Annotated in this window: 22 protein-coding genes; 5 read left to right on the top strand and 17 right to left on the bottom strand. The window is 69.1% G+C overall.

Annotation, left to right across the window (positions count from 1 at the left end):
* Window positions 1-85 precede the first annotated feature (85 nt).
* From queG to DM194_RS07780, 5 genes are all read right to left on the bottom strand, one after another.
* On the bottom strand, window positions 86-1,174 hold the full coding sequence (queG, locus tag DM194_RS07800; RefSeq protein WP_111066700.1) for a tRNA epoxyqueuosine(34) reductase QueG: 1,089 nt from the start codon (window positions 1,172-1,174) through the stop codon (window positions 86-88).
* Window positions 1,161-1,625: a preQ(1) synthase gene (queF, locus tag DM194_RS07795; protein ID WP_111066699.1), complete on the bottom strand. Its 465-nt coding sequence runs from the start codon at window positions 1,623-1,625 to the stop codon at window positions 1,161-1,163. Before queF ends, queG begins: the two co-directional genes overlap by 14 nt.
* Entirely contained in the window at window positions 1,618-2,832 is a 1,215-nt protein-coding gene (gene tgt, locus DM194_RS07790) for a tRNA guanosine(34) transglycosylase Tgt (protein ID WP_111066698.1), read from the bottom strand. Before tgt ends, queF begins: the two co-directional genes overlap by 8 nt.
* Complete coding sequence (gene queA / locus DM194_RS07785) at window positions 2,829-3,872, bottom strand: tRNA preQ1(34) S-adenosylmethionine ribosyltransferase-isomerase QueA (protein WP_111066697.1); 1,044 nt, start codon at window positions 3,870-3,872, stop codon at window positions 2,829-2,831. The genes tgt and queA overlap by 4 nt, the downstream gene beginning before the upstream one ends.
* A gap of 140 nt (window positions 3,873-4,012) precedes the next feature.
* A complete protein-coding gene (locus DM194_RS07780) occupies window positions 4,013-5,359 on the bottom strand; it encodes an ABC1 kinase family protein (RefSeq protein WP_111067828.1) in 1,347 nt (448 codons plus the stop codon).
* 542 nt (window positions 5,360-5,901) lie between these two features.
* Between DM194_RS07780 and DM194_RS07775 the strand changes: the two genes are divergently transcribed.
* The 3 genes from DM194_RS07775 to guaB all read left to right on the top strand — a co-directional run bounded on the left by DM194_RS07775 (window position 5,902) and on the right by guaB (window position 9,315).
* On the top strand, window positions 5,902-6,912 hold the full coding sequence (locus tag DM194_RS07775) for a Ppx/GppA phosphatase family protein (RefSeq protein ID WP_246024141.1): 1,011 nt from the start codon (window positions 5,902-5,904) through the stop codon (window positions 6,910-6,912).
* Window positions 6,913-7,011: 99 nt separating this feature from the next.
* Window positions 7,012-7,719 (top strand): RlmE family RNA methyltransferase, encoded by a 708-nt coding sequence (locus tag DM194_RS07770; protein ID WP_111066695.1) that lies wholly within the window; start codon window positions 7,012-7,014, stop codon window positions 7,717-7,719.
* Window positions 7,720-7,836: 117 nt separating this feature from the next.
* A complete protein-coding gene (guaB, locus tag DM194_RS07765) occupies window positions 7,837-9,315 on the top strand; it encodes an IMP dehydrogenase (RefSeq protein ID WP_111066694.1) in 1,479 nt (492 codons plus the stop codon).
* Window positions 9,316-9,423: 108 nt separating this feature from the next.
* Here the strand turns inward: guaB and DM194_RS07760 are convergent, their stop codons facing one another.
* On the bottom strand, window positions 9,424-9,960 hold the full coding sequence (locus tag DM194_RS07760) for a hypothetical protein (protein WP_111066693.1): 537 nt from the start codon (window positions 9,958-9,960) through the stop codon (window positions 9,424-9,426).
* A 207-nt stretch (window positions 9,961-10,167) separates the two neighbouring features.
* Here DM194_RS07760 and ligA point away from each other — a divergent pair, with 207 nt between their 5' ends.
* Together ligA and DM194_RS07750 are read left to right on the top strand one after the other, a co-directional pair.
* Window positions 10,168-12,534 (top strand): NAD-dependent DNA ligase LigA, encoded by a 2,367-nt coding sequence (gene ligA / locus DM194_RS07755; RefSeq protein WP_111066692.1) that lies wholly within the window; start codon window positions 10,168-10,170, stop codon window positions 12,532-12,534.
* A gap of 224 nt (window positions 12,535-12,758) precedes the next feature.
* On the top strand, window positions 12,759-13,226 hold the full coding sequence (locus DM194_RS07750; protein WP_111066691.1) for a bacteriohemerythrin: 468 nt from the start codon (window positions 12,759-12,761) through the stop codon (window positions 13,224-13,226).
* 216 nt (window positions 13,227-13,442) lie between these two features.
* Here DM194_RS07750 and lpxC read toward each other — a convergent pair whose 3' ends face one another.
* The 11 genes from lpxC to murD all read right to left on the bottom strand — a co-directional run bounded on the left by lpxC (window position 13,443) and on the right by murD (window position 26,462).
* Entirely contained in the window at window positions 13,443-14,378 is a 936-nt protein-coding gene (gene lpxC / locus DM194_RS07745) for a UDP-3-O-acyl-N-acetylglucosamine deacetylase (RefSeq protein ID WP_111066690.1), read from the bottom strand.
* Window positions 14,379-14,767: 389 nt separating this feature from the next.
* Window positions 14,768-16,669, bottom strand: coding sequence for a cell division protein FtsZ (gene ftsZ / locus DM194_RS07740; RefSeq protein ID WP_111066689.1), 1,902 nt, complete (start codon window positions 16,667-16,669; stop codon window positions 14,768-14,770).
* Window positions 16,670-16,791: 122 nt separating this feature from the next.
* Window positions 16,792-18,066 (bottom strand): cell division protein FtsA, encoded by a 1,275-nt coding sequence (gene ftsA, locus DM194_RS07735; protein WP_111067826.1) that lies wholly within the window; start codon window positions 18,064-18,066, stop codon window positions 16,792-16,794.
* 85 nt (window positions 18,067-18,151) lie between these two features.
* A complete protein-coding gene (locus DM194_RS07730) occupies window positions 18,152-19,111 on the bottom strand; it encodes a cell division protein FtsQ/DivIB (protein ID WP_111066688.1) in 960 nt (319 codons plus the stop codon).
* Window positions 19,096-20,043: a D-alanine--D-alanine ligase gene (locus tag DM194_RS07725; protein WP_111066687.1), complete on the bottom strand. Its 948-nt coding sequence runs from the start codon at window positions 20,041-20,043 to the stop codon at window positions 19,096-19,098. The genes DM194_RS07730 and DM194_RS07725 overlap by 16 nt, the downstream gene beginning before the upstream one ends.
* A complete protein-coding gene (gene murB / locus DM194_RS07720) occupies window positions 20,040-20,984 on the bottom strand; it encodes a UDP-N-acetylmuramate dehydrogenase (protein ID WP_246024140.1) in 945 nt (314 codons plus the stop codon). The genes DM194_RS07725 and murB overlap by 4 nt, the downstream gene beginning before the upstream one ends.
* Window positions 20,985-20,998: 14 nt before the next feature.
* Window positions 20,999-22,417, bottom strand: coding sequence for a UDP-N-acetylmuramate--L-alanine ligase (gene murC / locus DM194_RS07715; protein ID WP_111066685.1), 1,419 nt, complete (start codon window positions 22,415-22,417; stop codon window positions 20,999-21,001).
* 7 nt (window positions 22,418-22,424) lie between these two features.
* Entirely contained in the window at window positions 22,425-22,610 is a 186-nt protein-coding gene (locus DM194_RS07710) for a hypothetical protein (RefSeq protein ID WP_236783611.1), read from the bottom strand.
* A gap of 59 nt (window positions 22,611-22,669) precedes the next feature.
* Window positions 22,670-23,938, bottom strand: a complete 1,269-nt coding sequence (gene murG, locus DM194_RS07705; RefSeq protein WP_111066683.1) for an undecaprenyldiphospho-muramoylpentapeptide beta-N-acetylglucosaminyltransferase — start codon at window positions 23,936-23,938, stop codon at window positions 22,670-22,672.
* Window positions 23,935-25,056, bottom strand: coding sequence for an FtsW/RodA/SpoVE family cell cycle protein (locus DM194_RS07700; RefSeq protein WP_111066682.1), 1,122 nt, complete (start codon window positions 25,054-25,056; stop codon window positions 23,935-23,937). Before DM194_RS07700 ends, murG begins: the two co-directional genes overlap by 4 nt.
* The gene (gene murD / locus DM194_RS07695; protein WP_111066681.1) at window positions 25,053-26,462 is read right to left on the bottom strand and encodes a UDP-N-acetylmuramoyl-L-alanine--D-glutamate ligase; all 1,410 of its coding nucleotides are present in this window, start codon (window positions 26,460-26,462) and stop codon (window positions 25,053-25,055) included. Before murD ends, DM194_RS07700 begins: the two co-directional genes overlap by 4 nt.
* Between the last annotated feature and the right edge of the window lie 13 nt (window positions 26,463-26,475).

Genomic DNA, 26,475 nt, shown 5'->3' with positions numbered 1-26,475 from the left:
CCGTGCGACGGCGCTCAGTTCGTCCGGATCGGCCGGGCCGTAGCCGGGTTGTGGGGCGGGGAGGGAAATGGCCGGTCTCCGTTGGTCAGGAGGTGGGAGGTGCCGCCTCGCCCAACCGTGCCGCCGCCCAGTCGGCCGTCTCGCGCACCACGTCGCTGGCGTCCTGGCGCAAGGCTTCCGCCACAGGCCGCAGGGAGGGGTCGCCGCTGTTGCCGATGGCGACCAGCACGTTGCGGACGAAGCGGTCGCGGCCGATCCGCTTGATCGGGGAGCCGCTGAAGACCTGCCGGAAGCCGGCATCGTCCAGCTGGGCCAGATCGGCCAGCCGGGGCGCCGTCAGTTCGGCGCGCGGCAGGAAGGCCGGCTCAAGGCTCGCGCGGGCGAATTTGTTCCAGGGGCAGGCGGCGAGGCAGTCGTCGCAGCCATAGATGCGGTTGCCCATCAGCGGCTTGAGCTCGTCGGGGATCGGACCCTTGTGCTCGATGGTCAGGTAGCTGACGCAGCGCCGGGCGTCGATCTGGTAGGGCGCCGGGAATGCGGCGGTCGGGCAGGCGGTCTGACAACGGTCGCAGGAGCCGCAGCGGTCGCGCGCCGGCGGATCGGGCGGCAGTTCCAGCGTCGTGTAGATCTCGCCGAGGAACAGCCAGGAGCCATGGTCGCGCGACACCAGATTGGTGTGCTTGCCCTGCCAGCCCAGACCGGCCTGCTCCGCCAGCGGCTTTTCCATCACTGGCGCGGTGTCGACGAACACCTTCACCCCCGCCCCGGTCTGGTGGGCCAGCCATTGGGCCAGCGTCTTCAGCCGGCCCTTGATCAGGTCGTGATAGTCGCGGTTGCGGGCATAGACGGAAACGATGCCGCGATCGGGATGCTCCGCCAGCCGGCGCGGGTCGTCGTGGGGGGCGTAGCTGGTGCCCAGCGCGATGACGCTGCGCGCCTCGTCCCACAGGGATCGCGGATGGCTGCGCTGGTCGCTGCGCTCCGCCATCCATCCCATGTCGCCGTGCCGGCCCTCCGCCACGAAGCGGGCGAGGCGCTCGCGCGCCTCCGGTCCAAGCGCGGCGGGGGCGAATCCCACCGCGTCGAATCCCGCCGCCAGCACGCGGCCGCGGATGGCGTCCCGCAGCCGCGCCGGGTCGGCGGAAGCAAGCGGAGCGGGCTTAGCCGCGGCCACGGTAGGTCGGGACGTCCTGCGACGGGATCCAGACGCCCTTCGGCGGCTCTCCGGTCTGGAAGAAGACGTCGATGGGGATGCCGCCGCGCGGATACCAATAGCCGCCGATGCGCAGCCACACCGGCGACAGCTCGTCCGCCAGCCGCTTGCCGATGCCGACCGTGCAGGCCTCGTGGAAGGCGCCGTGGTTGCGGAAGCTGGTCAGGAGCAGCTTCAGCGACTTCGATTCCACCAGCCAGTCGCCCGGCACGTAGTCGATGACCAGATGGGCGAAGTCCGGCTGGCCGGTGATCGGGCAGAGCGAGGTGAACTCCGGCGCGGTGAAGCGCACGCAATAGGCGGCGCCGGGGTTCGGGTTCGGCACCCGCTCCAGCACCGCCTCTTCCGGGGACTTGGGCTGGACGGTGGAGCCGCCGAGCTGGGTCAGGCCTGCGTAGATGTTCTCAGTCATCGGTCTTTTCCTCTGCCACCCGGTCCTTCTTGGGCGGGCGGCCCTGTTTCGGCGGCTTGCCGGGCTTGGCGATGGGGTCCACGGTCGCCTCGATGTCGCCCTCGTTCAGGCGGGCTTCCATGGCGCTGGCGACCTCTTCGAAATTGCCGTCCTCGATGGCCTGCCGCATCGTCCGCATCACGTCCTGGTAGTAATGCAGGTTGTGCCAGGTCAGCAGCATCGGCCCCAGCATCTCGTCGGCCTTGAACAGATGATGCAGATAGCCGCGGCTGTAGCTGCGGCAAGCGGGACAGCCGCATTCGGCATCGAGCGGGCGCTCGTCATGGGCATGGCGGGCGTTGCGGATGTTGATGGTGCCGCAGCGGACGAAGGCCTGGCCGGTGCGGCCCGAGCGGGTCGGCATCACGCAGTCGAACATGTCCACGCCGCGCCGCACGGCGCCGATCAGGTCGCTCGGCCGGCCGACGCCCATCAGGTAGCGCGGCCGGTCCTTGACCATCAGCGGCTCGGTGAAGTCCAGCACGTGGAACATCGTCTCCTGACCCTCGCCGACCGCCAGACCGCCGAGGGCGTAGCCGTCGAAGCCGATGTCGGTCAGGGCTGCGACGCTCTCCGCCCTGAGATCGGGATAGATGCCGCCCTGGACGATGCCGAACAGGCCGTAGCCGGGGCGCTCGACGAAGGCGTCCTTGCTGCGGCGCGCCCAGCGCATCGACAGGCGCATGGAGGATTCGGCCTGGGCCTCCGTGGCGGGGAAGGGGGTGCACTCGTCCAGGCACATGGTGATGTTGCTGTCCAGCAGGTGCTGGATCTGGATCGAGCGTTCCGGCGTCAGGTGGTGGCGGCTGCCGTCCAGGTGGGATTTGAAGGTGACGCCTTCCTCCGACATGGTGCGCAGGTCGGACAGGCTCATCACCTGGAAGCCGCCGCTGTCGGTCAGGATCGGCTTGTCCCAGTTCATGAAGCGGTGCAGGCCGCCCAGCTGGGCCACCCGCTCCGCCGTCGGACGCAGCATCAGGTGGTAGGTGTTGCCCAGCAGGATTTCGGCGCCGGTCGAGGCCACCGCGTCGGTGGTCATCGCCTTCACCGTCGCCGCGGTGCCGACCGGCATGAAGGCCGGCGTCTCGATGGTGCCGTGGGCGGTGGTCACGCGGCCGCGCCGCGCCCGTCCGTCGGTCGCCAGAAGGTCAAAGCCGATGCCGGTCATGATGGGTCCATCCTGTGCAGCAGCGAGGCGTCGCCGTAGCTGAAGAAGCGATAGTTGGTGTCGATGGCGTGCTGATAGGCCGCCCGCATGCGGTCATAGCCGGCGAAGGCGCAGACCAGCATGAACAGGGTCGATTTCGGCAGGTGGAAGTTGGTCCACAGCAGATCGACGATGCGGAAGCGGTAGCCGGGGGTGATGAAGATGTCGGTGTCGCCGCTGAAGGGGACCAGCGTCCCGTCCGGCCGGCCCGCCGTCTCCAGGATGCGCAACGCCGTGGTGCCGACCGAGACGATCCGGCCGCCGGCCTTGCGCGTCTCGTTCACCGCGGCGGCGGTTTCGGGAGAAATCTCGCCCCACTCGCTGTGCATCTTGTGGTCGGCGATGTCGTCGACCTTCACCGGCAGGAAGGTGCCGGCGCCGACATGCAGCGTGACCGGCACCCGCCGCACCCCGCGCTCGTCCAGCGCCGCCAGCAGCTCCGGGGTGAAGTGCAGCCCGGCGGTGGGGGCGGCGACGGCGCCCTCGCGCGCGGCGAAGACGGTCTGGTAATCGGCGTTGTCGCCCTCGTCCGCCTTGCGGCGGATATAGGGGGGCAGGGGCATCCGGCCGTGGCGGTGCAGCGCCTCCATCAGCTCCGCCCCGCCGGCGGAGAAGCGCAGGCGCACCTCCATGCCGTCCTTGGCGATCACTTCGGCGCTGAAGTTGTCCGCGATGACGATGGTGTCGCCGGGCTTCAGCCGCTTGCCGGGCTTGGAGAAGGTCGCCCATTCCCGCTCGCCCAGCCGCTTGTGCAGCGTGATCTCCACCGCCACCTCGCCGCGCCGGCCGTCGAGCCGCGCGGGGATGACGCGCGTGTCGTTTACGACCATCAGGTCGCCCGGCTGCAGCAGCGTCGGCAGATCCCGCACGATCAGGTCGCGCAAGGAGCGGTCGCACGAGGTCTGGCCCACCTCCAGCAGGCGGGCGGCGTCACGCGGCCGGACGGGATGCTCGGCGATCCGGTCGGGCGGCAGGTCGAAGTCGAAATCGGCGGTCTTCATGGGAGGGGCAAGCTATAGACTGAACGATGGGCGGATGGGAAGGGTTTGGGAAGGTGCCGCTCCATGCCCCCTCCCTGACCTTCCCCGGCCTTCAGCGGTGGAGGGAACTGCCGCAGCGCCCTTGCAAAGCTCCTGCCCCCTCACTCCGCCTGCGGCAGCCCCTGCGCCGCCAGCGCCGCGCTCTGCCGTGCCGTCAGCGCATCGACGTCGAAGTCGCGGATCAGCCCCTGGAACAGCTGGTACCAGTTCAGCTCCGCCTTCAGATGCAGGAAGACCGAGCCCAGCCCGACCGCGGCGCGGTCCATGAAGACGAACTCGCGCGGGATCTCGACGCCGCCGACGCGGCGAAGCTCGGCATGGACCCTGCCCGCCGTCTCGCGGCCGTAATGCCCGCCGTTGGTCTCCTCGATCTTGCGCTGGCGGTCGTCCATGATCGGGGCGTAGACGAAGCGCGCCCAGATGTTCAGCACGTCGACCAGCTCGTTCGACGGGTTGACGAAGCCCCAGGTGCGGTAGGCCTCCACCGCCTGCTCGCGGTTGTCCGTGCGCAGCGCGTTGTAGAGGTCGATCACGCCCTTGACGAAACTGGGCTTGAAGACGCGGATGCAGCCGAAATCGAGCAGGTTGATCGAGCGGTCGGGCCGGACCGTGTAATTGCCCAGATGCGGATCGCCATGGATGACGCCGTAATTGTAGAAGGGCACGTACCAGGCGCGGAACATGTTCATCGCCAGCTCGTCGCGCGCCTCCGGATGGTCGGCGACGAAGTCCAGGATCTTGCGGCCATGCACCCACTCCATGGTCAGCAGCCGCTTGGTCGACAGCTCCGGCACCACTTCGGGCACATGGACGCCGGGCGTGCCGTCCAGCATCGACCGGTAGAGCCGCGCGTGCTTGGCCTCCCGCTCGTAATCCAGCTCCTCGCGCAGGCGGGCGCCGATCTCCTTCTGGATCTGGCGGGTGGAGATGGCGCTGTCGGTGCGCTCGAAGATCGCGAAGATCAGGCCGAGCTGCCGCAGGTCGGCCTCCACGGCCGAGGCCATGTCGGGATATTGCAGCTTGCAGGCAAGCTCCCGCCCGTCGGGGCCGATTGCCTTGTGGACCTGGCCCAGCGACGCGGCGGCGGCGGCCGTGTGCTCGAAGCTGCGGAACCGCGACTGCCAGTTGGGGCCGAGCTCGCTCGCCATCCGCCGCTTGACGAAGGGCCAGCCCATCGACGGCGCGTCGGCCTGAAGCTGCGCCAGCTCCTGGGTGTATTCCTTCGGCAGGGCGTCGGGGATGGTCGACAGGATCTGCGCCACCTTCATCAGCGGCCCTTTCAGCCCGCCCAGCGCCGCCCGCAGTTCCGCCGCGTGGCGGTCGCGCTCGACGCGGATTCCCAGCACGCGCTCGCCCGCCAGCCGCGCGGCCAGCCCGCCAACGGCGGTGCCGACCCGCGCATACCGCGCGACCCGTCCGCCCCATGTGTTCTCATCGTGTTCCGGCATGTCCACAAGGTGGGTGCGCCCCTTGCAAAAGGCCAGCCCTTCCCCGGTTGGGGAATGCCGATGGAAGGCCTTCCGACGATGCTGCGCCGCAATGTGCGATTTTCTTGACAGCCCTCCGAAAGAGGAGCACGCTCTGTCTTACAGTAATCAACACCGAGGTGAAGTGAGCGAGCATCGGAAACGCCTTACCATCCAGGCCTTTGGCTTGGGTGGAACAGTAGAGACCGATACCAGGGAGGGTGAGTAAGATCATGACTCCACCGGCGCTTACCTGATTATGCCGAATTTCTCGGCCGACATAACTGAGACTTCAGTTCTCAATTCCTTCGCCTGATTGGCGACTTCATCCGGGCCGTGGATGCCCGATGCGAAAGCCCTCGCTCCTCATGGAGGCGAGGGCTTTTGTTTTGACCGGCAAGCGGCGCAAGGGTGCCCTGCGGGGCGTCGCCGGGAGGGCGGGGTCGAGAGGGGTTCCCGACGGACCGTGATCCGGGTTACACTCCGCTCTTTAGGCGCAGCGGGGTTGGTACGTGGATCTACAGGTGCAAAGCGAACGGCAGAACGACACCGGACGGTTGCGTTCGTCGGCGCTGGCGCGCCCGGTCTTCGCCGCGCTGGACCTCGGCACCAACAATTGCCGCCTGCTGATCGCCAAATCCGCACCCGGCGGTTTCCGCGTCATCGACGCCTTTTCCCGCATCGTCCGGCTGGGCGAGGGATTGACCCGCAACGACTATCTGACCGAACCGGCGATGGAGCGCACCATCGCGGCGCTGCGGGTCTGCGGCTCCAAGATCGAGCGCCGCGGGGTCACCTCCGTGCGCGCCGTGGGGACCGAAGCCTGCCGCCGCGCCGCCAACGGCAGCGCCTTCGTCGAGGCGGTGGAGCGCGAGACCGGCATTGCGCTGGAGATCATCTCCAGCCAGGAGGAAGGGCGTCTGGCGCTCGCCGGCTGCGCCGCCCTGCTGGAACCGACGCATCCCTACGCCATCGTGTTCGACATCGGCGGCGGTTCCACCGAACTGATGTGGCTGGCGGTGGAGAAGGGGCGGGTGCCGCGCCTGCTGGACCAGACCTCCATCCGCTGCGGCGTGATCGGCCTGACCGAGGAATATGGCGGCCCGAACGTCACCCGCGTCAACTATGACCGGATGGTGGAGGCGGTGGCCGACGCCATCGCCCCGTTCGAGGCGCGCAACCGCATCCACGACCGCATCGCCGCCGGCACGGTGCAGATGCTGGGCACCTCCGGCACGGTGACGACGCTGGCCGGCGTGCATCTGGGGCTCTGCCGCTACGACCGGCGGGCGGTGGACGGCAGCTATCTGCGCGTGGACCATGCCCGCACGGTGATCGACCATCTGGTCTCCCAGGATTTCGACGGCCGCGCCCGTCATCCCTGCATCGGGCTGGACCGCGCCGATCTGGTGGTCGCCGGCTGCGCCGTGCTGGATGCGCTGTGCGACGTCTGGCCGGTGGAGCGGCTGCGCATCGCCGACCGCGGCCTGCGCGAAGGAATTCTGGTGGACCTTATGGGGGCCGCCGGCGGGTGACCGGGCTTGCAAGGCCGGGCGGAACTATATGACCGGGCAGGGGAGGCCGGGGAGTAAGGCTCCCCGCCCGTGCCGGATGACCGAGGAACTGCAGCGATCATGACCGAAAAGACTCCGTCGACGCGCCCGGGCGGGCGCCGTGCCACGGTCCGTGTGAAGACCGCCGGCAAGCGCACGGAATCCTCCAAGCGCTGGCTGGAGCGCCACCTGAACGACCCCTATGTGGCCGAGGCGACCAAGCGCGGCTATCGCTCGCGCGCCGCGTTCAAGCTACTGCAGCTGGACGAGAAGTTCCGGCTGCTCGGCCCCGGCAAGCGCGTGGTCGATCTGGGCGCCGCTCCCGGCGGCTGGACCCAGATCGCGGTGGAGAAGGTGCAGACCGCCAAGGACGGCTGGAAGGTCGTCGGGCTCGACATCCTCCCCATGGATCCGGTCCCCGGCGCCACCACCATGCAGGCCGACTTCCTCGAGGAAGGGGCGGCCGAGGCGCTGAAGGAAGCGCTGGGCGGCCCGGCCGACGTGGTGCTGAGCGACATGGCCGCCCCGACCACCGGGCACCAGCAGACCGACCACCTGCGCATCATGGGGCTGGCCGAGGCCGCCTATGATTTCGCCGAGGAGGTGCTTGCCCCCGGCGGCGCCTTCGTCGCCAAGCTGTTCCAGGGCGGGGCGGAGCGCTCGCTGCTCGACCGGCTGCGGCGCGACTTCTCCCAGGTCAAGCATGCCAAGCCGCCGGCCAGCCGCGCCGAATCGTCGGAGACCTACGTCGTCGCCACCGGCTTCCGCGGCGGCAACGCAAACGGATAGCCCGCGGTTCTCTGCGCGGCTTTTCGCACTTGCATAACAGATGCTGTGTGCGCACGGGTTCACAAGCCCATGGTCTTGTGTATAAGTGCGCCACGTTTATCTTCCGGGAGATTCCACATGGCGCGCGACACCAAAATCCGCGAAGCCCTGACCTTCGACGACGTGCTGCTGGTTCCGGCCGAAAGCTCGGTCCTGCCGAACGACGTGGACACCCGGACAAGATTGACGAAGACCATCGAGCTGGGCATCCCCCTGATGTCCTCGGCGATGGACACGGTGACCGAGAGCCGGCTCGCCATCGCCATGGCCCAGGCCGGCGGCATCGGCGTCGTCCACCGCAACCTGACCATCGAGCAGCAGGCCGAGGAGGTCCGCAAGGTCAAGCGGTTCGAATCGGGCATGGTCGTCAACCCGATCACCATCACGCCGAACGCCACGCTGGCCGACGCGCTGCAGCTGATGGCCGACCACCACATCTCCGGCATCCCGGTGGTGGAGAGCCGCGATCAGCTCGGCAGCGGCAAGCTGGTCGGCATGCTGACCAACCGCGACGTCCGTTTCGCCAGCGATCCCAAGCAGCCGGTCAGCGAGCTGATGACCAAGGAGCTGGTGACCGTCCGCGAGGGCGTCAGCCAGGAGGAAGGCAAGCGCCTGCTCCACCAGCACCGGATCGAGAAGCTGCTGGTCGTCGACGAGGATTACCGCTGCATCGGCCTCGTCACCGTCAAGGACATCGAGAAGGCCCAGGCCTATCCGAACGCCTGCAAGGACAGCAAGGGCCGCCTGCGCGTCGCCGCCGCCACCGGAACCGGCAGTGACGGCCTGGCCCGCGCTGAGGCCCTGTTCGACGCCGGCGTCGACGTTCTGGTGGTCGACACCGCCCATGGTCACTCCGCCAAGGTGCTGGAGCAGGTCCGCGCCGCCCGCGCCATGTCGAGCTACACCCAGGTGATCGCCGGCAACGTCGCCACCGCCGAAGCGGCGAGGGCGCTGATCGACGCCGGTGCGGACGCCGTGAAGGTCGGCATCGGTCCGGGCTCCATCTGCACCACCCGCATCATCGCCGGTGTCGGCGTGCCGCAGTTGACCGCGGTCATGGATGTGGTGGACGAGTGCGAGAAGCACGGCATTCCGGTGATCGCCGACGGCGGCATCAAGTATTCGGGCGATCTGGCCAAGGCCATCGCCGGCGGCGCCAGCGTCGCCATGCTGGGCAGCCTGTTCGCCGGCACCGACGAGAGCCCGGGCGAGGTCATCCTGTTCCAGGGCCGCTCCTACAAGAGCTACCGCGGCATGGGCTCGGTCGGCGCCATGGCGCGCGGCTCGGCGGACCGTTACTTCCAGCAGGAGGTTTCGACCATGAAGCTGGTGCCGGAAGGCGTCGAAGGCCGCGTCCCCTACAAGGGTCCGGTGTCGGCGGTCATCCACCAGCTGGTCGGCGGCCTGCGCGCGGCCATGGGCTACACCGGCAGCGCCTCCATCGCCGAGATGCGCGAGAAGTGCCAGTTCGTCCGCATCACCAACGCCGGCCTGCGTGAAAGCCACGTCCACGACATCACCATCACCAACGAGTCGCCGAACTACCGGCAGGGCTGAGGGTGAGTTCGGGGGCAAGCGCCGGCTGACGGTCGGCGTATGCCCCCCTCCCCATCCCTCCCCCGCTTCGTGGGGGAGGGATGGGGAGGGAGCATCCCGCGCAAAAGCTCACTCCACCGCGCCAACCCCCTCCGATACCTGCTTCCAGAACTGCCACCCGCCCAGCCGCACGCCGACGGCGAGGCTGGTGAAGGGAATCCGCAGTTCGATGTCCCGCGGCTGGAAGAAGGTCAGGCGTTCCGGTTCGCCATGCGCGTCGAACTCCAGCCGTGCGCCTTTCGGTTCGGGCGCGTATTCGTCGCTCATCACCTGCCAGACTTCCAGATCGCCGCCATGGTTGGTGATCTTGTACTGGCCGCAGCGCCAGGTCGTCGATTGGCCGACGCTGCCCTCCACCACCTTCTTGTCGCCCTCCATCCGCACGTCGCCGATCCCGGCGGCCTCGCCCTTCACCGAAGGGCCTTGGGACTCGGCGCGGAACCCCAGCCGCAGCCAGCCGGAGCGGCCGTACGGGATCAGGCGGCGCACGGTGCGCGCGTCCTCCGCCGCGAAATGGTCGGGGTCGTCGTAGAAGATGCGGTCCAGAGCGGCGGCGACGATCATGCGGTCGTCGATGCGCAGGTCCGGGAGATGGGCGTTGCTCATCAGAAAGGCGGACTCCGAAAAGATGTGCCCCCAGTATATAGGCACTCCGGGCATATAGGCACTCCGGGCGGCCGTCGCCCCGATGCGGAAATCCGGCTGCGCGGCACCCGGTCCTGAAGACTCCCGAAACCGCTCCCCAGGCGCTATCCTGCGCCGCCCTCCCCGGAAACCTCCGCGGGAAGCCCCCGATTCGTCACGAGACGCGCCATGCAGGACCTGTTCGATACGCCGCCCAATCCCCGCAGCATCGACGTCGAGGCGCTGGCGCCGGATCAGGCGGCGGCGGAACTGGCGGCGCTGGCCGCCGAGATCGCCCATCATGACCGGCTCTATCACCAGCAGGACCAACCGGAGATCTCCGACGCCGACTATGACGCGCTGGTCCGCCGCAACCTCGCCATCGAGGCGCGCTTCCCCGATCTGCGCCGCGCCGATTCGCCCAGCCTGCGCGTCGGCGCCGCCCCGGCCGCCGGCTTCGGCAAGGTGCGCCACGCCATTCCCATGCTGTCGCTCGGCAACGCCTTCGCGCCCGAGGATGTGGCGGAGTTCGATGCCCGCGTCCGCCGCTTTCTCGGCCTGTCCGACGACGCGCCTCTGACCTTCGTGGCGGAGCCGAAGATCGACGGCCTGTCCTGCTCGCTGCGTTACGAGCGCGGTGAACTGGTGCTGGCCGCCACCCGCGGCGACGGGGCGGAGGGCGAGAACGTCACCGCCAATGTCCGCACCATCCGCGACGTGCCGCACCGCCTGCCGGCCCCCTTCCCCGATGTGCTGGAGGTCCGCGGCGAGGTCTATATGAACCGCGACGACTTCCTGGCGATGAACGCCGCCCGCGCCGAGAAGGGGGAGCAGCTGTTCGCCAACCCGCGCAACGCGGCGGCCGGCAGCCTGCGCCAGCTCGACCCCTCCATCACCGCGTCCCGGCCGCTCTGCTTCTTCGGCTATGCGCTGGGCGAAGTGTCGGAGCCGATCGCCGCGACGCAATGGGGCATCCGCGAGCGGCTGAAGGGCTGGGGCTTCCAGCTGAACCGTCCGGCGGAGCTGTGTGACGGCAGGGACAAGCTGCTGGCCTATTACGAGGGCATCGGCCGGCGGCGCGCCGGCCTGCCCTTCGACATCGACGGCGTCGTCTACAAGGTCGACAGCCTGGAGCTTCAGCAACGGCTGGGCTTCGTCAGCCGGGCGCCGCGCTGGGCCATCGCCCACAAATTCCCGGCGGAGCAGGCGCAGACCCGGCTGAAGGCGATCACCATCCAGGTCGGCCGCACCGGCGCGCTGACCCCCGTCGCCGAACTGGAGGACATCACCGTCGGCGGCGTCGTGGTCAGCCGCGCCACCCTGCATAATGAGGACGAGATCGCCCGCAAGGACATCCGCGTCGGCGACCTCGTGGTCGTCCAGCGCGCGGGCGATGTCATCCCGCAGGTGGTGGAGGTGGTGCTGTCCCAGCGCCCCGCCGACTCCGTGCCCTATGTCGCGCCGGAGACCTGCCCGGTCTGCGGCAGCCTCGCCATCCGCGAGGCGGGCGAGGTGGTCCGCCGCTGCACCGGCGGCCTGATCTGCGCCGCCCAGGCCAAGGAGCGGCTGCGCCACTTCGTCTCGCGCGACGCCTTCGACATCGAAGGGCTGGGCGAGAAGATCATCGAGGAATTCTGGGACGAGGGCTTCATCAAGTCGCCGGTCGACATCTTCACTCTGGAAGGCCGCGTCGAACTGATCGGCCGGCCCGGCTGGAAGGAGAAGTCGGTCGAGAACCTGTTCAAGGCGATCAACCAGCGCCGCAACGGCATCGACCTGCACCGGGTTATCTACGCGCTCGGCATCCGCCATGTCGGCGAGGTGACGGCGAAGTCGCTCGCTCGCCATTACAAGACGATGGAGGGCTGGGTCGACGGCATGCTGGCGGCGGAACAGGCAATGCCGGGGCAGGAGTGGCGCGACCTGCATGAACTGAAGGGGGTGGGGCGGGCGACCGCCGACGCCATCCTCGGCTGGTTCGCCGATCCCGATTGCGGGGCGAAGCTGGACTTCTATGCCGGCAACGACGCGCTGCGGCTGGAGACCATCATCGCCTCGCTGGGCATCAAGGGCGTGAAGAAGCCGGCGGCCCAGGCGCTGGCCGAGCGGTACGGTACGCTGGCCGATTGGCGGGCGGCGATGGAGCGGGCGTCCGGGCAGATTCCGGGGCAGGCTTGGCTCGACCTCGTCGCCACCCCGGATGTCGGCGAGGTCGCGGCGGAGGAACTCGCCGGCTTCTTCGCGGAGGAGCGCAACCTCGTCATCGTTCGCGGCCTGATGGAGCGGCTGACCGTGCTGGCGGCGGAAGCGCCGAAGGCAAGCAACTCTCCCATCGCCGGCAAGACGGTGGTCTTCACCGGTACGCTGGAGAGGATGACCCGGTCGGAGGCCAAGGCACGCGCCGAGTCGCTGGGCGCCAAGGTCGCGGGCTCGGTCTCCGGCAAGACCGACTATCTGGTCGCCGGGGCGGATGCCGGCAGCAAGGCCGCCAAGGCCAAGGATCTGGGGGTCGAGATCCTGACCGAGGATGAATGGCTGGCGAAGATCGGCGGCTGACCCGCCGCCCTATCCGTTGCATTGCCAAAATGTCGCATCTCCCTTCGGTGGAATTGACGGGCGGAGAGCTGGGGAGTGAGATCAGGCAACGCTTATAGTCGCAAACGAAACGTTGCCAGGCAGGCGTTCCGACCCGGATCGGGGCGGTGTCGATGGTGGGCGACGGGCGGTCAACGCCCGCACCTACCGGCCCGGCAGCGAACGAAGGGGACGAAGGAAACGCCATGGAGCCAATTCAGTGGTCGCGCTGGATGAGTGTCGGCAACGATGCGCTGGACGAGGATCACCGCGTCCTGATCGCCATCGTCAACAAGCTGTATGACGAGGCCAACCGCCAGGATCCCGCTCTGATCGAAGCGATCCTGGACGAGTTGATCGCCTATACCCGTCACCATTTCGCGGAGGAGGAGGCGCAGATGCAGCGCCTGAATTACCCCACCTTCGCCGCGCACAAGGCTCTGCACGACAACCTGACCCGGCAGGTCGAAGGCTACCGCGACGACTTCCGCGCCAACGGCGGCTCGATCAGCGGCGAGGAGGTTTTCCTGTTCTGCTCCGGCTGGCTCGGCAAGCACATCCTGAAGGAGGACACCCGCTTTGGCGAATATGCCGACAGCGGAGCGGAGTTGACGGCGGCGGGGTGGGGGCGCTCCCTCTCCCGTCCTGGAGACGGCAATTTCAGCGCCATCTAAAGAAAATCATCCAAAACACTGAAATAATTCAGAAAATTCCAAGAAACCACAAAAATGCGGCGAGCGTTCTACCCGAGAGGGGAGGGCGCTTTTTCTTTTGCGCGACTCTTGGCGCCGGTAGGGGAGGGGAGTGCGCGCAAAGAAAATGCCCTCCCCGGTGGGGGAGGGCAGGGGTAAACCGATTATAGAACCGGCCCAATCGAAAACCTGGGATGGTCAGGCGACCGCCAGCTGTTCCAGGCCGCGGCGCGCGACCGTCAGCGCAACCGCCGTCTCGTAGCGCCAGGCGCTGCGGTCGGTGAACAGGGCACGCAGCAGCTGGTTGTTCAGGGCATGGCCGGAGCGCACGCCATGGAAATGCCCGACGATGGGCGCACCGGCCAGATACAGGTCGCCGACGGCGTCCAGGATCTTGTGGCGCACGAACTCGTCGCTGAAGCGCAGGCCCTCGGCGTTCATCACCGTGTCGCCGGAGATGACCACCGCGTTGTCGAGCGAGCCGCCGCGGGCGAGGCCCATCTTGCGCAGCCCCTCGACCTCGTGCAGGAAGCCGAAGGTGCGGGCGCGGCTGATCTCGTCCTTGAAGCTGTCGGTGTCGATCTCCAGCGCGCGTGCCTGGCGGGAGATGGCGGCGCTTTCGAAGTCGATCTCGAAGCTGTAGGTGGTGGCGACGTCGGGGGTGAAGGACGCGCTCTTCACGCCGTCGCCGATGACGACCGGCTTCAGGATGCGGATGACGCGACGGGGCGCCTTCTGCACGGCGATGCCGGCCTGCTCGATGGCGGCGACGAAGGGGGCGGCGCTGCCGTCCATGATCGGCACCTCGATGCCGTCCAGCGAAACGACGGCATTGTCGATGCCGCAGCCGGCCAGCGCGGACATCAGATGCTCGATCGTGCCGACGGTGGTGCCATGTTCGTTACCGATCACGGTGCACAGGCGGGTATCGACCACCGTGTCCCAGCGCGCCGGAATGACGCCGGCGGCACCGCGGATGTCGGTGCGATGGAAGGTGATCCCGCAATTCGCATCGGCCGGGGAAATCGTCAACGTGACGATGACGCCCGAATGCAGACCGACGCCGGCGATCGTCACCGACTTCTTCAGGGTCTGCTGGAACATGCCGTCCGCGTTGCTGCGATCGTTGGCCACGATGTCTTTTCCATCTTGGTCATGAAAGGGAGGTTCCCGGCGATGCCGCGCCGCAAGACCTTGGGAGATCATCGCGTCGGCAGCTTTCGCTTTCGACCATGCTGATAGGTAACACTCGAGCTTGGAAATCGGCAAATCACTCATTGTTACCGTTTGTTGCAGGGCAAAAGAGGTGAGCGATGCAAGCAATCGGGAGTACGCACAATAGTGATGCAATAAAAAATCCCCGGAGACGCACCAAGGCGTTCCGGGGTCCGAGAAGTTCGGTCAGGTTGTGGAGCCGCCGCCGCCGCGATTGAGATGTTGCGGCGGCGACGGTTATCTCCGGCTTTCGCCGGGATCGGCCGACCGCCGCGGTGGAACCCGCGGCGGTCAGGAACGGTGGGTGCTCAGTTCGCCTGGCGGCGCAGGAAGGCCGGGATGTCCAGTTCCTCCTGCTCACCCGGCTTGGCATCGGCGCGCGGGGCCGGGGCCATCTGCTGCGGAGCGGCCGGATAGCTGGAAGCCTGCGGGGCCTGCTGCGGAGCCGACTGCTGCTGGGGATAGACCGGGGCCTGCTGCGGAGAGGTCGGGTAGGACGGGGCCGGCTGATAGGCCTGGGGCGCCTGCGGCTGCTGCGGGTAGGACGGCTGCTGCTGCGGATAGCCCTGCTGCGGCTGGTACTGCTGCGGGGCCGGTTGCTGCGGGTAGGCCTGCGGCGCGGGCTGCGGGGCCGGTTCCGACTTGCTGCGGCCGAGGCCGGTCACCAGACCGAACAGGAAGTTCCCCTTGCGGGCCGGGGCCGGTTCCGGCGCGGGGGCCGGCATCGGGGCCGGGCCGACCGACAGGCCGCCCGGATGCGGCTGGTGGGCCTGCGGGGCGGCGTGGTGGTGCTGGTGGGCCTGCGGAGCCGGGGCCGGCTGCTGCTGGGGCGGTTGCGGCTGCTGGTGAGCCTGCGGCGCGTGTTGCTGCGGCTGGGGCTGCGGAGCAGACAGCGGGGCGGCGCCGACGGTCACCGGCTGGCGCGGGCCGGCATCGGCCGGCTTCGGCGCGAAGAAATGGCCGCCCTGGTTCTCGCCGTGCAACGGACCGCCGGTCGGCTTCGGCGCCTCCTGCTGTTGGGGGGCCTGCTGCTGGGCCGGGTCGTGCTGGATCGCCGCGGCGCCGGCGGTCACCGGCTGCGGGGTGCGCAGGCCGATGGCGGCGCTGGGGATGGGCGAACCGGGGGCGCCGGCCGGGGCGGTGGGGGCGCCGGTCAGGTTGCCGGGAGCCAGCGGCTTCTTGGCGCGGTCGCCGGGGACGAGCGACAGGTTGACCGGATGCAGGGTGCGCGGGTTGCTCATCGCGGCGGCGTCGATGCCGGTGGCGACGACCGACACGCGCATCACGCCGTCCAGCGAGCTGTCGAAGGTCGAACCGAAGATGATGTTGGCGTCGGGATCGACCTCGTCACGGACGCGGTTGGCGGCTTCGTCGACCTCGAACAGGGTCATGTCGTAGCCGCCGGTGATGTTGATGAGGACGCCGCGGGCACCCTTCATCGAAACGTCGTCCAGCAGCGGGTTGGAAATGGCGGCCTCGGCGGCCTCGATGGCGCGGCGCTCGCCGCTGGCCTCGCCGGTGCCCATCATCGCCTTGCCCATCTCGGTCATGACGGACCGGATGTCGGCGAAGTCCAGGTTGATCAGGCCGGGCATCACCATCAGGTCGGTGACGCCGCGCACGCCCGAATGCAGAACGTCGTCGGCCATCTTGAAGGCGTCCGCGAAGGTCGTCTTCTCGTTGGCGATGCGGAACAGGTTCTGGTTCGGGATGATGATCAGGGTGTCGACATACTGCTGCAGCTCGGCGATGCCGCCCTCGGCCAGCCGCATGCGGTGGCCGCCCTCGAAATGGAAGGGCTTGGTGACGACGCCGACGGTCAGGATGCCGCGTTCGCGGGCCGCGCGGGCGATGACGGGAGCCGCGCCGGTGCCGGTGCCGCCGCCCATGCCGGCGGTGATGAACACCATGTTGGAGCCTTCGAGATACTGGACGATCTCGTCGATCTGCTCCTCGGCGGACGCACGGCCGACATCCGGCTTGGAGCCGGCGCCGAGCCCGCGGGTGGTGCCGGTGCCCAGCTGGATGCGCTTTTCGCACAGCGAACCCTTCAGCGCCTGCGCGTCGGTGTTGCCGACGACGAAGTCCACGCCTTCCAGGTTCGACTTGATCATGTTGTTGACGGCGTTGCCGCCGGCCCCGCCGACGCCGAACACGGTGATGCGCGGCTTCAGCTCGGGCTCGATCTGGGGAATGGTCACGTTGATCATGCTGTTCAGGCCTCCACAACCTGTTTTCGTTGGGTTTGATGTTTGATATGCCGCGAACGGCGCCCGGTTGTGTCCGGTGTCTGTCCGTTCGGGAATCGGTGGATGGCGGCGGGAAGGATCATCTACAGATTCTCCCGCAGCCACAGGCCGACGCGTCCGATGAGCCCGGTGGACGCGACCACATCCTGGCCGGTCACCATCAGCTCCGTCGGGTTGCGGACGGCGTGTAGGAGAAGGCCCGTGACCGTCGCGAAGGCCGGTCCGCCATGCGCCTCGTTGAGGCCGGCGATCCGGGTGGGACGGGCGATGCGGACCTGCTTGTCCAGGATCGGGGCGGCCATGTCGCGCGTGTTGGGCAACTGGCTGGCGCCGCCGGTCAGCACGACGCGCCGGCCGACCAGCCGGGAATGGCCCGACTGCTCGATGGCGCTGCGCACCTCTTCGAAGATCTCCTCCATCCGCGCCTGGATGATGCTGACCAGGAAGGAGCGCGGGTGGCTGGCGGTGCCGCTGCCGCTGCGCTCGTCCTCGCCGATCTGCGGGACCTCGATCATCTCGCGCTCGTCGGCCGGGTTCACCCGTGCGCTGCCGTAGAGCACCTTCAGCCGTTCGGCATGTGCCAGCGGCGTGGCCAGGCCGTGGGCGATGTCGTTGGTGACATGCCGGCCGCCCAGGGGCACGAAGCCGGTCCACACCAGATTGCCTTCGGAGAAGATCGAGATGGTGGTGGTGCCGCCGCCGATGTCGACGCAGGCCGCCCCCATCTCCATCTCGTCCTCCACCAGACAGGCGAGGCCCGAGGCGAAGGGGCTGACCACGACGGACTCGACATGCAGATGGCAGCGTCCGATGCAGGCGCCCAGCGTCAGGATGGCGCCCTTGGCCGCCGTGACCACATGCAGCTGGGCGCCCAGCGAATGGCCGCTCATGCCCTTGGGGTCGCGGATGCCGCGGCTGCCGTCCAGGCTGAAGCCCAGCGGTATGGTGTGGATCAGCGCCTGATCGGGGCCGGCCTGCAGGGTGCGGGCATGCGCCATGGCGCGGCGGATGTCGCCCTCCGTCACCTCCTGGCCGGAAACGGGGACGGTGGCGGTGAAGCCGTGCGAGCGCGGGTTCCCCATCGACAGGTTGACCACCACGTCGTGCACCGTCTCGCCGGCCATCTGTTCGGCGGCATGCACGGCGGCGCCGATCGCGGTTTCCGCCGCATCCATGTCGATGATGGTCCCGGCGCGGATTCCCGTGGCGATCTGGTGTCCGACGCCGATCACGCGGAGGGAGCCGGGCTCCTCCATCCGCGCGATGACGCAGCACACCTTCGTCGAGCCGACGTCGAGCGCCGTGACGATCCCGCCACGGGCCGGCCGCTTCGGCTTCTTGGCACCGTTGAATCCCATCCCGAACATGCCCCCCAAACGTCCCCTCTACTCCTGTCCGCCGGCATCGGGCTTTCCCCGGAAAGGCCCGCCGCCGGGTCCGTCCTTACGATTTCTTGCCGTTCTTCTTCTTCGACTCATCCTCCCAGCCGGGAAGCTGGGCGGTGGCGGAGGTCTGGATCGCGGCGCGGCCCGGCAGCCGCAGGTCGATGGCGACGATGTCGCGGTCCAGCACATGGCTGGCCGCATGCATCCGCTCCAGCTGGAGAAGGGCGCGGCGCATCTCCGCGTTGCCTTCTGGCAGCTTCACCGTCACGCCGTTGCTGAGCTGCAGGTTCCAGCGCCGGTCGCTGATCCAGCTGGCCGAGGACAGCAGCGGGGCGACCGTGGGGGCGTTGTCCAGCGCCGAGAGCAGGGTGTGGACCTGCTGCGGGGCGTTGGCGCCGACCACCTGGGGCAGCGTCTCGATGCGCTGGTTGCCGCGGCGGGCCAGTTCCGCCGCGTCGGCCAGCGGACGGCCGGCCCGGTCGATGACGGTGAACTGCCGCTCATGCTGCCAGATCGCCATCGGCTGGCGTTCCGACAGGCGGATGTAGAGGAAACCGGGCAGACGGCGCTCAATGGAGGCCGACGACACCCAGGGAAGTTCTTCCAGCCGCTGTTTGGCCTCGGCCAGGTCGATGGACAGGATCGGCTCGCCCCGGCGGACGCCCAGCGCGTCGAGCACGGCCTCGCGCTCCGTCTCGCTGCGGCCGACCACCAGGATCTCCGACAGGCTGAAGCCCAGCTCGCCGGTGGTCCGGATGACGCTTTCCCGCGCCGCCTCCAGCGTGTCGGCCAGGGTGCCGCGATTCCAGGCGGAGCCGGCGGCGGCGGTCAGCCCCAGCACCGGCACCAGGATCAGCGCCGCCTTGACGGCCGAGCGGGTCCAGCGCGGCCAGGCGCGGCGGCGCTTGCCTTTCTGCGCCGACGCGGCCATGGCGCGCGGCGGGGTCGGCATCTCGTCCCGGGCGCGCGCGCCGGCGGCGGCGCGGAAATCCGGATCGGCCATCAGGCGAGCTGACATGCGGCATTCTCCACGAGCCAGCCGACCAGCGCGCCGTAGGAGATTCCCACATGCGCCGCCTGTTCGGGCACCAGCGACAGGGGCGTCATGCCCGGCTGGTTGTTGATCTCCAGGAAGTACAGACCGTCGGTTCCCGGCCGGCCGTCATCCCAGCGGAAGTCGCTGCGCGAGACACCCCGGCAGCCCAGGGTGCGGTGCGCCAACACCGCCAGCCGCTTCGCCTCCTCCGCCACGGCCTCGGGGATCGCGGCGGGGATGGTGTGGACGGCGTGGCCGGCGCTGTATTTCGCGGTATAGTCGTAGAGCTGAGCCTGGAAGACGATCTCGGTCACCGCCAAAGCGCGGTCACCCATGACGCCCACGGTCAGTTCGCGACCTGGGATGAACTCCTCGACCAGCGCACGCTCACCGAAGGTCCACGCGTCGCCGACCGGGCTGTTCTGCCCCTCGCGGACCAGGGTTACGCCAACGGTCGAGCCTTCGTCCACAGGCTTGACGATATAGGGCGCCGGCATGGGGTGGGTACCGCCGGTGATCTCGCCACGGGAGAGCACCATTCCTTTGGGGGAGCGGATACCCACGGTGTCGAGCACCCGCTTGGTCATCGCCTTGTCCATGGCGATGGCCGCCGCCTGGACGCCGGAATGGGTGTAGGGCAGGCCCAGGAACTCCAGCACGCCCTGGATCGTCCCGTCCTCGCCGCCGCGACCGTGCAGGGCGTTGAACACCACGTCGGGGCGCGGGTTGGTCAGGGCGTTCATCAGCCCGCCCAGATCGCGCTGCACGTCGATGGCGGTGACGCGGTAGCCTTCCTCCTCCAGCGCCTTGGCGACGCCGGCCCCGCTGACCAGCGACACCTCGCGCTCGGCCGACCAGCCGCCCATCAGGACGGCGACATGCTTCTTGTGGGCGTGGAGCAGGGCTTCGGTCATCCGTGGCCTCCATCGGCGGGAATGCCGATGCGCTTGATTTCCCATTCCAGCGTCACGCCGCTGGTTTCGAACACCCGGCGGCGGACCTCCTCGCCCAGCGCTTCCAGCTGTGCGGCGGTGGCCGTGCCGTTGTTGATGAGGAAGTTGCAGTGCTTTTCGGAAACCTGCGCGTCGCCGATGGACAGGCCGCGGCAGCCGGCCCCGTCGATCAGCTCCCACGCCTTGCGGCCCCCGGATGTCGCGGGGTCGGGATTCTTGAAGGTCGAGCCGCCGGTGCGCGAGCGGACGGGCTGGCTGTCGGCGCGCTTGTCGGAGATCTCTGCCATGCGGCGGGCGATCTCCAGCGGATTGCCGGGTTCACCGCGCAGGACCGCGCCGGTGAAGATGCAATCCTCCGGCGCCGCGCTGTGGCGGTAGGTGAAGCCCATGCCGGCATGGCTGAACTCCAGCCGCCGGCCGTCCCGCGCGACCGCGGTGGCGGAAACCAGCACATCGGCCAGCTCGCGGCCATAGGCGCCGCCGTTCATGCGCAGGGCGCCGCCGATGGTGCCGGGAATGCCCGACAGGAACTCCAGCCCGGAGACGCCGGCGTCACGGGCGACCATGGCGACGTTGAGGTCGAGCGCCGCCGCACCGGCGGTCAGCGTCGTCCCATCCGCCAGGATGTCGGTGAAGCCGCGGCCAAGCCGGATGGTGACGCCCGGCACGCCGCCGTCCCGAACCAGCAGGTTGGAGGCGACGCCGATCACCGTCACCGGCACCTCGGCCGGCAGGGCCGCCAGGAAATCGGCGAGGTCGTCGGCATCGGCCGGGCGGAACATCACCTCCGCCGGGCCGCCGACGCGGAACCATGTCACCGGCGCCAGCGGGGCGTCGGCGCTCAGCCGCCCGCGCACGGCGGGCATGCGTCCGATCAGATGGCCGTCAGGAGGGGCGCTCATGCGCGGGGCCGCCGTCATCGCGTGGTGCCGTAAATGGCGGACAGCTCGCCCGGCAGGGCATTGGCCCATTGGGTGATGTTGCCGGCGCCCAGGCAGACGACGAAGTCGCCGGGCTTGGCCATCTCGCGCACGACCTGGGCCAGCTCCTGCTGGTTGTGCAGGGCGACGACATGGCGGTGGCCGTGCATGCGCAGGCCCTCCACCAGGCTGTCGCGGCTGACGCCTTCGATGGGAGCCTCACCGGCGGCATAGACGTCGGCGACGATCACGGCGTCGGCGTCGTTGAAGCAGGTGCAGAACTCCTCGAACAGGCCGGCGAGGCGCGAATAGCGGTGCGGCTGGACCACGGCGATGGTGCGGCCGGTGCCGGCGGTGCGCGCGGCCTTCAGCACCGCGGCGATCTCCACCGGGTGGTGGCCGTAATCGTCGATGACGGTGATGCCGTTGGCCTCGCCGGTCTTGGTGAAGCGGCGCTTCACGCCCTGGAACTTGGCCATGCTGTCGCGCATCACCACGTCGGGCAGGCCCATCTCGTTGCCGACCGCGAAGCAGGCCAGCGAGTTCTGGACGTTGTGCGGCCCGTACATCGGCAGGCGCACGCCGGCGATGGCGCGGCTCTCGCCGCTGTGGCGGTCGTAGATCAGCACGTCGTACTTGGCGCCTTCGGGGCCCAGCTCGACGTTCACCGCGCGGATGTCGGCCTGCGGCGAGAAGCCGTAGGTGACGATGCGGCGGTCCGACACGCGGGGGATCATCGCCTGCACCTCGGGATGGTCGATGCAGAGCGCGGCGAAGCCGTAGAAGGGGATGTTCTGGACGAAGCTGTCGAAGGCGGCGCGCGCGTTGTCGAAGGTGCCGTAGAAGTCCAGATGCTCCGGATCCATGTTGGTGACGACGGCGATGCAGGCCGGCAGCTTCACGAAGGTGCCGTCGCTCTCGTCCGCCTCGACCACCATCCAGTCGCCGGTGCCGAGCCGGGTGTTGGAGCCGTAGGCGTTGATGATGCCGCCGTTGATGACGGTCGGGTCGAGGTTGGCATGCTCCAGCATATGGCCGACCATCGAGGTGGTCGTGGTCTTGCCATGGGTGCCGCCGATGGCGATCGCCCATTTCAGGCGCATCAACTCGCCCAGCATCTCGGCGCGGCGCACCACCGGCACCAGCGCTGCGCGGGCGGCGACCACTTCCGGGTTGTCGCGCTTAACGGCGGAGGAGACGACGACCACGGCGGCGCCGGCGATGTTCTCGCCGCGATGGCCGACGAACACCTTGATGCCCAGCTCGCGCAGGCGCTTGACGTTGGCGTTCTCGGCAAGGTCGGAGCCCTGGACGGTATAGCCCAGGTTCCGCAGAACCTCGGCGATGCCGCTCATGCCGATGCCGCCGATGCCGACGAAGTGGATGGTGCCGATCGAGAGGGGGAGGGCGCGCATGTCAGGCTTACTTTCCGCGGCGAAGCATCAGGCGAAGGGTGGCGTCGACCGCCCCGTCGGACAGGTCGTTGGGAAGGGGTTGCGATCCGTGGATCATTGAAAGGCGGTCCCGCAGGAACCCGCCTTCGGCGAGGAAGCGCGGCACCAGCGGACAGCCCGGACGGTTGTACCAGCCCCCCTCGGTCCGCGTCATGTCCGCAGGCCAGTCCTGCAGGGGTCGCGGCGTCCGTCGGGTCAGAGTCCTGGCTTTGATCATTCCGCGGCCCCCTTGGCGCTGGCGCCGGCGGCGGCCCGCCGGGCGTTGTGGGATCGGTCGTGGTCGGTCGCGGTCGGGCCGCTCGTGACCGTCGGGCCGGCCTGGCCGGAGCCGGCGGCGGCGGAGCGGTTGCCCCCGGTGCCGCCGTCCAGCATCGCCAGGACGGCGTCGGCCAGGGCACCGGCGGCGTCGGCGGTGCCCCAGCCATGGGCGGCCCGCGCCGCGGCGGACAACGCCTGCGGGTCGGCCAGCAGGGCGGACAGCCGCCCGGCCAGCCCGTCCGCGGTGAAGTCCGGCTGCGGCACCAGCCAGGCGGCGCCGGCCCCGGCCAGATGGCGGGCGTTGGCGGTCTGGTGGTCGTCGGTGGCGTGGGGGTAGGGCACCAGGATCGCCGGGCGGCCGATGCAGGTCAGCTCGGCGATGGTGGAGGCGCCGGCACGGGTGACGGCGAGATGGCAGGCGGCCAGCCGTTCCGGCACGTCGCGGAAGAAGGTCTGCAGCTCCAGCCGGGCGAGGCCCAGCGGCTCCAGCGCCTCGCGGGCGGCTTCCAGGTCCTCGGGGCGGCATTGCTGCGCCAGATGGATGCGGGCGCGCAGATCCTCCGGCAGCAGGGCCAGCGCCGCGGGGATCACCTCGGAAAAGACGCGGGCGCCCTGGCTGCCGCCCATCACCAGCAGGCGGACCGGACCGCCGGGCTGCGGCGCCTCGTAGGGGGAGAGGCGGCGGGCGGCGACGGCGGGGCGGACGGGGTTGCCGGTGTGGACGATCTTGGCGCGCTGCGCCTCGCCCAGCTTCTCGATGCCGGGGAAGGCGACGGCGATGCGGCGGGCGCCCGCGATCAGCATCCGGTTGGCGCGGCCGAGAACGGCGTTCTGTTCGTGCAGCAGGGCCGGCAGCTTGGTCTGGATGGCCGCATAGACGGTGGGGACGGACGGATAGCCGCCGAAGCCGACCACCGCCGCGGGGGCGAGCTGCCGCATCAGGGCGCGCGCCTCCAGCAGGCCCAGCCCCATCTGCAGGGCGGCCTTCAGCTTCCCCGCGATCCCGGTGCCGGGGGAGGCGGCGCGGATGCGGTGGACCGGCACCTCCGGCAGATTGTCGCCGAAGGCGTGGCCGCGCTTGTCGGTGACCAAAGTCACGGCACGGCCGCGGGCCAGCAACTCGCGCGCCAGCGCCTCGGCCGGGAACATATGCCCGCCGGTGCCGCCGGCGGCCAGCACGATCACCTTGTGCGCTGCGGGGTCCAAATTCGTCGGCCTCCTCATTCCGCGGGGCCGAAGCGTTTGCGTGTCAAAGCCAGAACCATGCCCATGCCGAACCCGAGTGCCAGCAGCGAGGAGCCGCCGTAGGAAATGAACGGCAGGGTCATGCCCTTCGTCGGCATAAGATGCAAGGATGATCCCATGTTGATCGCCGCCTGGAGTCCGAACTGGATCAGGAGGCCGGCGGTCGCCAGCAGGACGAAGTAGTTGTTGTCGTTGAAGACCCGCGCGAATCCGCGCAGGACGACAAAGGCGAACAGGATCACCAGCCCGAGGCAGAAGATCAGCCCCATCTCCTCACCGGCGACGGCGAAGATGAAGTCGGCGTGGCTGTCGGGCAGATAGAACTTCACCGTCCCCTGGCCGGGCCCGGTGCCCATCAGTCCGCCGTTGGCGAAAGCCTCCAGCGACCGGCTGACCTGATAGTTGTCGCCGGCATTGGGATCGAGGAAGCGGTCGATGCGGCTGGTGACGTGGGGCAGCGTGTAATAGGCGCCGATCAGCCCGACCACGCCCAGCCCGCCGAGACCCATCACCAGCACGATGTTCAGACCGGCCAGGAAGAACTGGGTGAACCACACGGCGGAGACGACGAAGGTCATGCCCAGGTCGGGCTGCAGGATCAGGCCGGCCACGGTGATGCCGTAGAGCACGATCGACACCAGCGCGCCGGGAAAGCCGGGGTTGGTGCGCGACAGCGAGAACAGCCAGGCCGCCACCACCGCGAAGGCGGGCTTGACGAACTCCGACGGTTGAAGCGACAGGCCGGGGATGTGGAACCAGCGCCGCGCGCCCTTGATCTCCATGCCCACCACCAGGGTGGCGAAGACCAGCAGGACGGAGACAAGGAACACCCCCAGCGCCACCCGCCGCACCCCGCGCGGGCTGAGCAGCGAGACGCCGATCATGATGGCGATCGCCGGGATCAGCATCATCAGGTGGCGTTCGACGAAATAGAAGGTGTCCTGGATGCCGATGCGCTCGGCGACCGGCGGGCTGGCCGCGGTGATCAGGACCGTGCCGAGAAACATCAGCACGGCGATGGCGCCCAGCTGCCAGCGGTCGACGGTCCACCACCAGCGGCCGAAGATCGATTGGTCGGTACGGTCGAAGGTGATCATTCAGCGCCCCCGCTCGTCGCACCGCGCGCGCCGAGTATGCCCGCGACATAGGCCGCGAAGGCCTTCCCGCGCTTTTCGAAATTGGCGAACTGGTCCCACGACGCGCAAGCCGGGGACAACAGCACGCAGGCGCCGTCCAGCCGTTCCGCCAGAGCCAGACCGGCCGCCTTCGCGGTGGCGATATCCAGCGTTCCGCAGCGTGTATAGGCAACACCGCGCGCGTCAAGCCATGCGGCGAATTGTTCCTGCGCCTCGCCGATCAGGAAGGCGTGGCGGACGCGGCCCATATAGCCCTCCAGCCCGTTCAGCCCGGTGTCCTTGGCCTGTCCGCCGAGGATCCAGTAGATCGGGTCGAAGGTGGCCAGCGCCTTTTCCGTCGCGTCGGCGTTGGTCGCCTTGCTGTCGTTGACGAAGCGCACGCCGTCCGCCTCGCCGACCAGCTGCTGCCGGTGGGCGAGGCCGGGGAAGGTCGCCATCGCCGCGAGGATGGCCGGCACCGGCAGGCCGGCGGCCTTGCAGGCGGCGAAGGCGGCGGCGGCGTTCTGCCAGTTGTGGGTGCCCAGCAGGGTGGGAAGGGTGGACAGCTCCGCCACGCGGGCGGCCTCGCCGTCGGTGTCGTCGACCAGCCAGCCGTCGGCGGCGTAGACGCCGCCCGCGACCGGCCCCAGGGCGGAGACCGGCCAGATGCGCTGGTCGCCGGCCGCCGCGAGGTCGGCGTGGATCTTGCGGCAATGCTCGTCGTCCACGCCGATCACTGCTGTGCGCGGCCGGGTCTGGCGGTGGAAGATCAGCTTTTTGGCGGCGATGTAGCCCTCCATCCCGCCGTGGCGGGCGAGATGGTCGGGCGTGATGTTCAGCAGGACGGCGATGTCGAAGGTGATGGAGTGGGTCAGCTCCAGCTGGTAGCTCGACATCTCCAGCACGCAGGTGCCGCCGGATCCGATCGGGTCGAAGCTCAGCACCGGCGTGCCGAGATTGCCGCCCACGGCGGCCTTGCGCCCGGCGGCGGCCATGATGTGGCCGATCAGGGTGGTGGTGGTCGACTTGCCGTTGGTGCCGGTGATGCCGATGAAGGCGCAGTCGCGCTCCGCCCGGCCCAGCAGTTCGATGTCGCAGATCAGCTCGATCCCCAGCGCGCGGGCGCGCTCGGCGACCGGGTGCGGCTTGGGGTGGGTATGGGGGATGCCGGGCGACCAGACGATGGTGGTCAGGTCCGACAGGTCGGCCGTGGCGAGATCGACCACGGCGAAGCCCTCGGCCTCCGCCGCGGCTCGGGAGTCGGGGTTGTCGTCCCACACCCGCACCTCGGCCCCGCTGTCGCGCAGCGCGCGGGCGGTGGCGAGGCCGGACTTGCCCAGCCCCATCACCGCGACGGGCATTTCCTGCATATAGAACAGGTCGATCATCGCCGGTGCCCCC

This window comes from Azospirillum ramasamyi, from assembly GCF_003233655.1.
GTDB lineage: Bacteria > Pseudomonadota > Alphaproteobacteria > Azospirillales > Azospirillaceae > Azospirillum > Azospirillum ramasamyi.
This window is presented reverse-complemented; position numbering and strand designations above follow the sequence as displayed.

Excerpts from the sequence above, each read along its gene's own strand:
- queF (WP_111066699.1), bottom strand. The coding sequence starts at position 1,625 with ATGACTGAGAACATCTACGCAGGCCTGACCCAGCTCGGCGGCTCCACC.
- tgt (WP_111066698.1), bottom strand. The coding sequence starts at position 2,832 with ATGACCGGCATCGGCTTTGACCTTCTGGCGACCGACGGACGGGCGCGG.
- queA (WP_111066697.1), bottom strand. The coding sequence starts at position 3,872 with ATGAAGACCGCCGATTTCGACTTCGACCTGCCGCCCGACCGGATCGCC.
- DM194_RS07780 (WP_111067828.1), bottom strand. The coding sequence starts at position 5,359 with ATGCCGGAACACGATGAGAACACATGGGGCGGACGGGTCGCGCGGTAT.
- DM194_RS07770 (WP_111066695.1), top strand. The coding sequence starts at position 7,012 with ATGACCGAAAAGACTCCGTCGACGCGCCCGGGCGGGCGCCGTGCCACG.
- guaB (WP_111066694.1), top strand. The coding sequence starts at position 7,837 with ATGGCGCGCGACACCAAAATCCGCGAAGCCCTGACCTTCGACGACGTG.
- DM194_RS07760 (WP_111066693.1), bottom strand. The coding sequence starts at position 9,960 with ATGAGCAACGCCCATCTCCCGGACCTGCGCATCGACGACCGCATGATC.
- ligA (WP_111066692.1), top strand. The coding sequence starts at position 10,168 with ATGCAGGACCTGTTCGATACGCCGCCCAATCCCCGCAGCATCGACGTC.
- DM194_RS07750 (WP_111066691.1), top strand. The coding sequence starts at position 12,759 with ATGGAGCCAATTCAGTGGTCGCGCTGGATGAGTGTCGGCAACGATGCG.
- ftsZ (WP_111066689.1), bottom strand. The coding sequence starts at position 16,669 with ATGATCAACGTGACCATTCCCCAGATCGAGCCCGAGCTGAAGCCGCGC.
- ftsA (WP_111067826.1), bottom strand. The coding sequence starts at position 18,066 with ATGGGATTCAACGGTGCCAAGAAGCCGAAGCGGCCGGCCCGTGGCGGG.
- DM194_RS07730 (WP_111066688.1), bottom strand. The coding sequence starts at position 19,111 with ATGTCAGCTCGCCTGATGGCCGATCCGGATTTCCGCGCCGCCGCCGGC.
- DM194_RS07725 (WP_111066687.1), bottom strand. The coding sequence starts at position 20,043 with ATGACCGAAGCCCTGCTCCACGCCCACAAGAAGCATGTCGCCGTCCTG.
- murB (WP_246024140.1), bottom strand. The coding sequence starts at position 20,984 with ATGAGCGCCCCTCCTGACGGCCATCTGATCGGACGCATGCCCGCCGTG.
- murC (WP_111066685.1), bottom strand. The coding sequence starts at position 22,417 with ATGCGCGCCCTCCCCCTCTCGATCGGCACCATCCACTTCGTCGGCATC.
- DM194_RS07710 (WP_236783611.1), bottom strand. The coding sequence starts at position 22,610 with ATGACGCGGACCGAGGGGGGCTGGTACAACCGTCCGGGCTGTCCGCTG.
- murG (WP_111066683.1), bottom strand. The coding sequence starts at position 23,938 with ATGAGGAGGCCGACGAATTTGGACCCCGCAGCGCACAAGGTGATCGTG.
- DM194_RS07700 (WP_111066682.1), bottom strand. The coding sequence starts at position 25,056 with ATGATCACCTTCGACCGTACCGACCAATCGATCTTCGGCCGCTGGTGG.
- murD (WP_111066681.1), bottom strand. The coding sequence starts at position 26,462 with ATGATCGACCTGTTCTATATGCAGGAAATGCCCGTCGCGGTGATGGGG.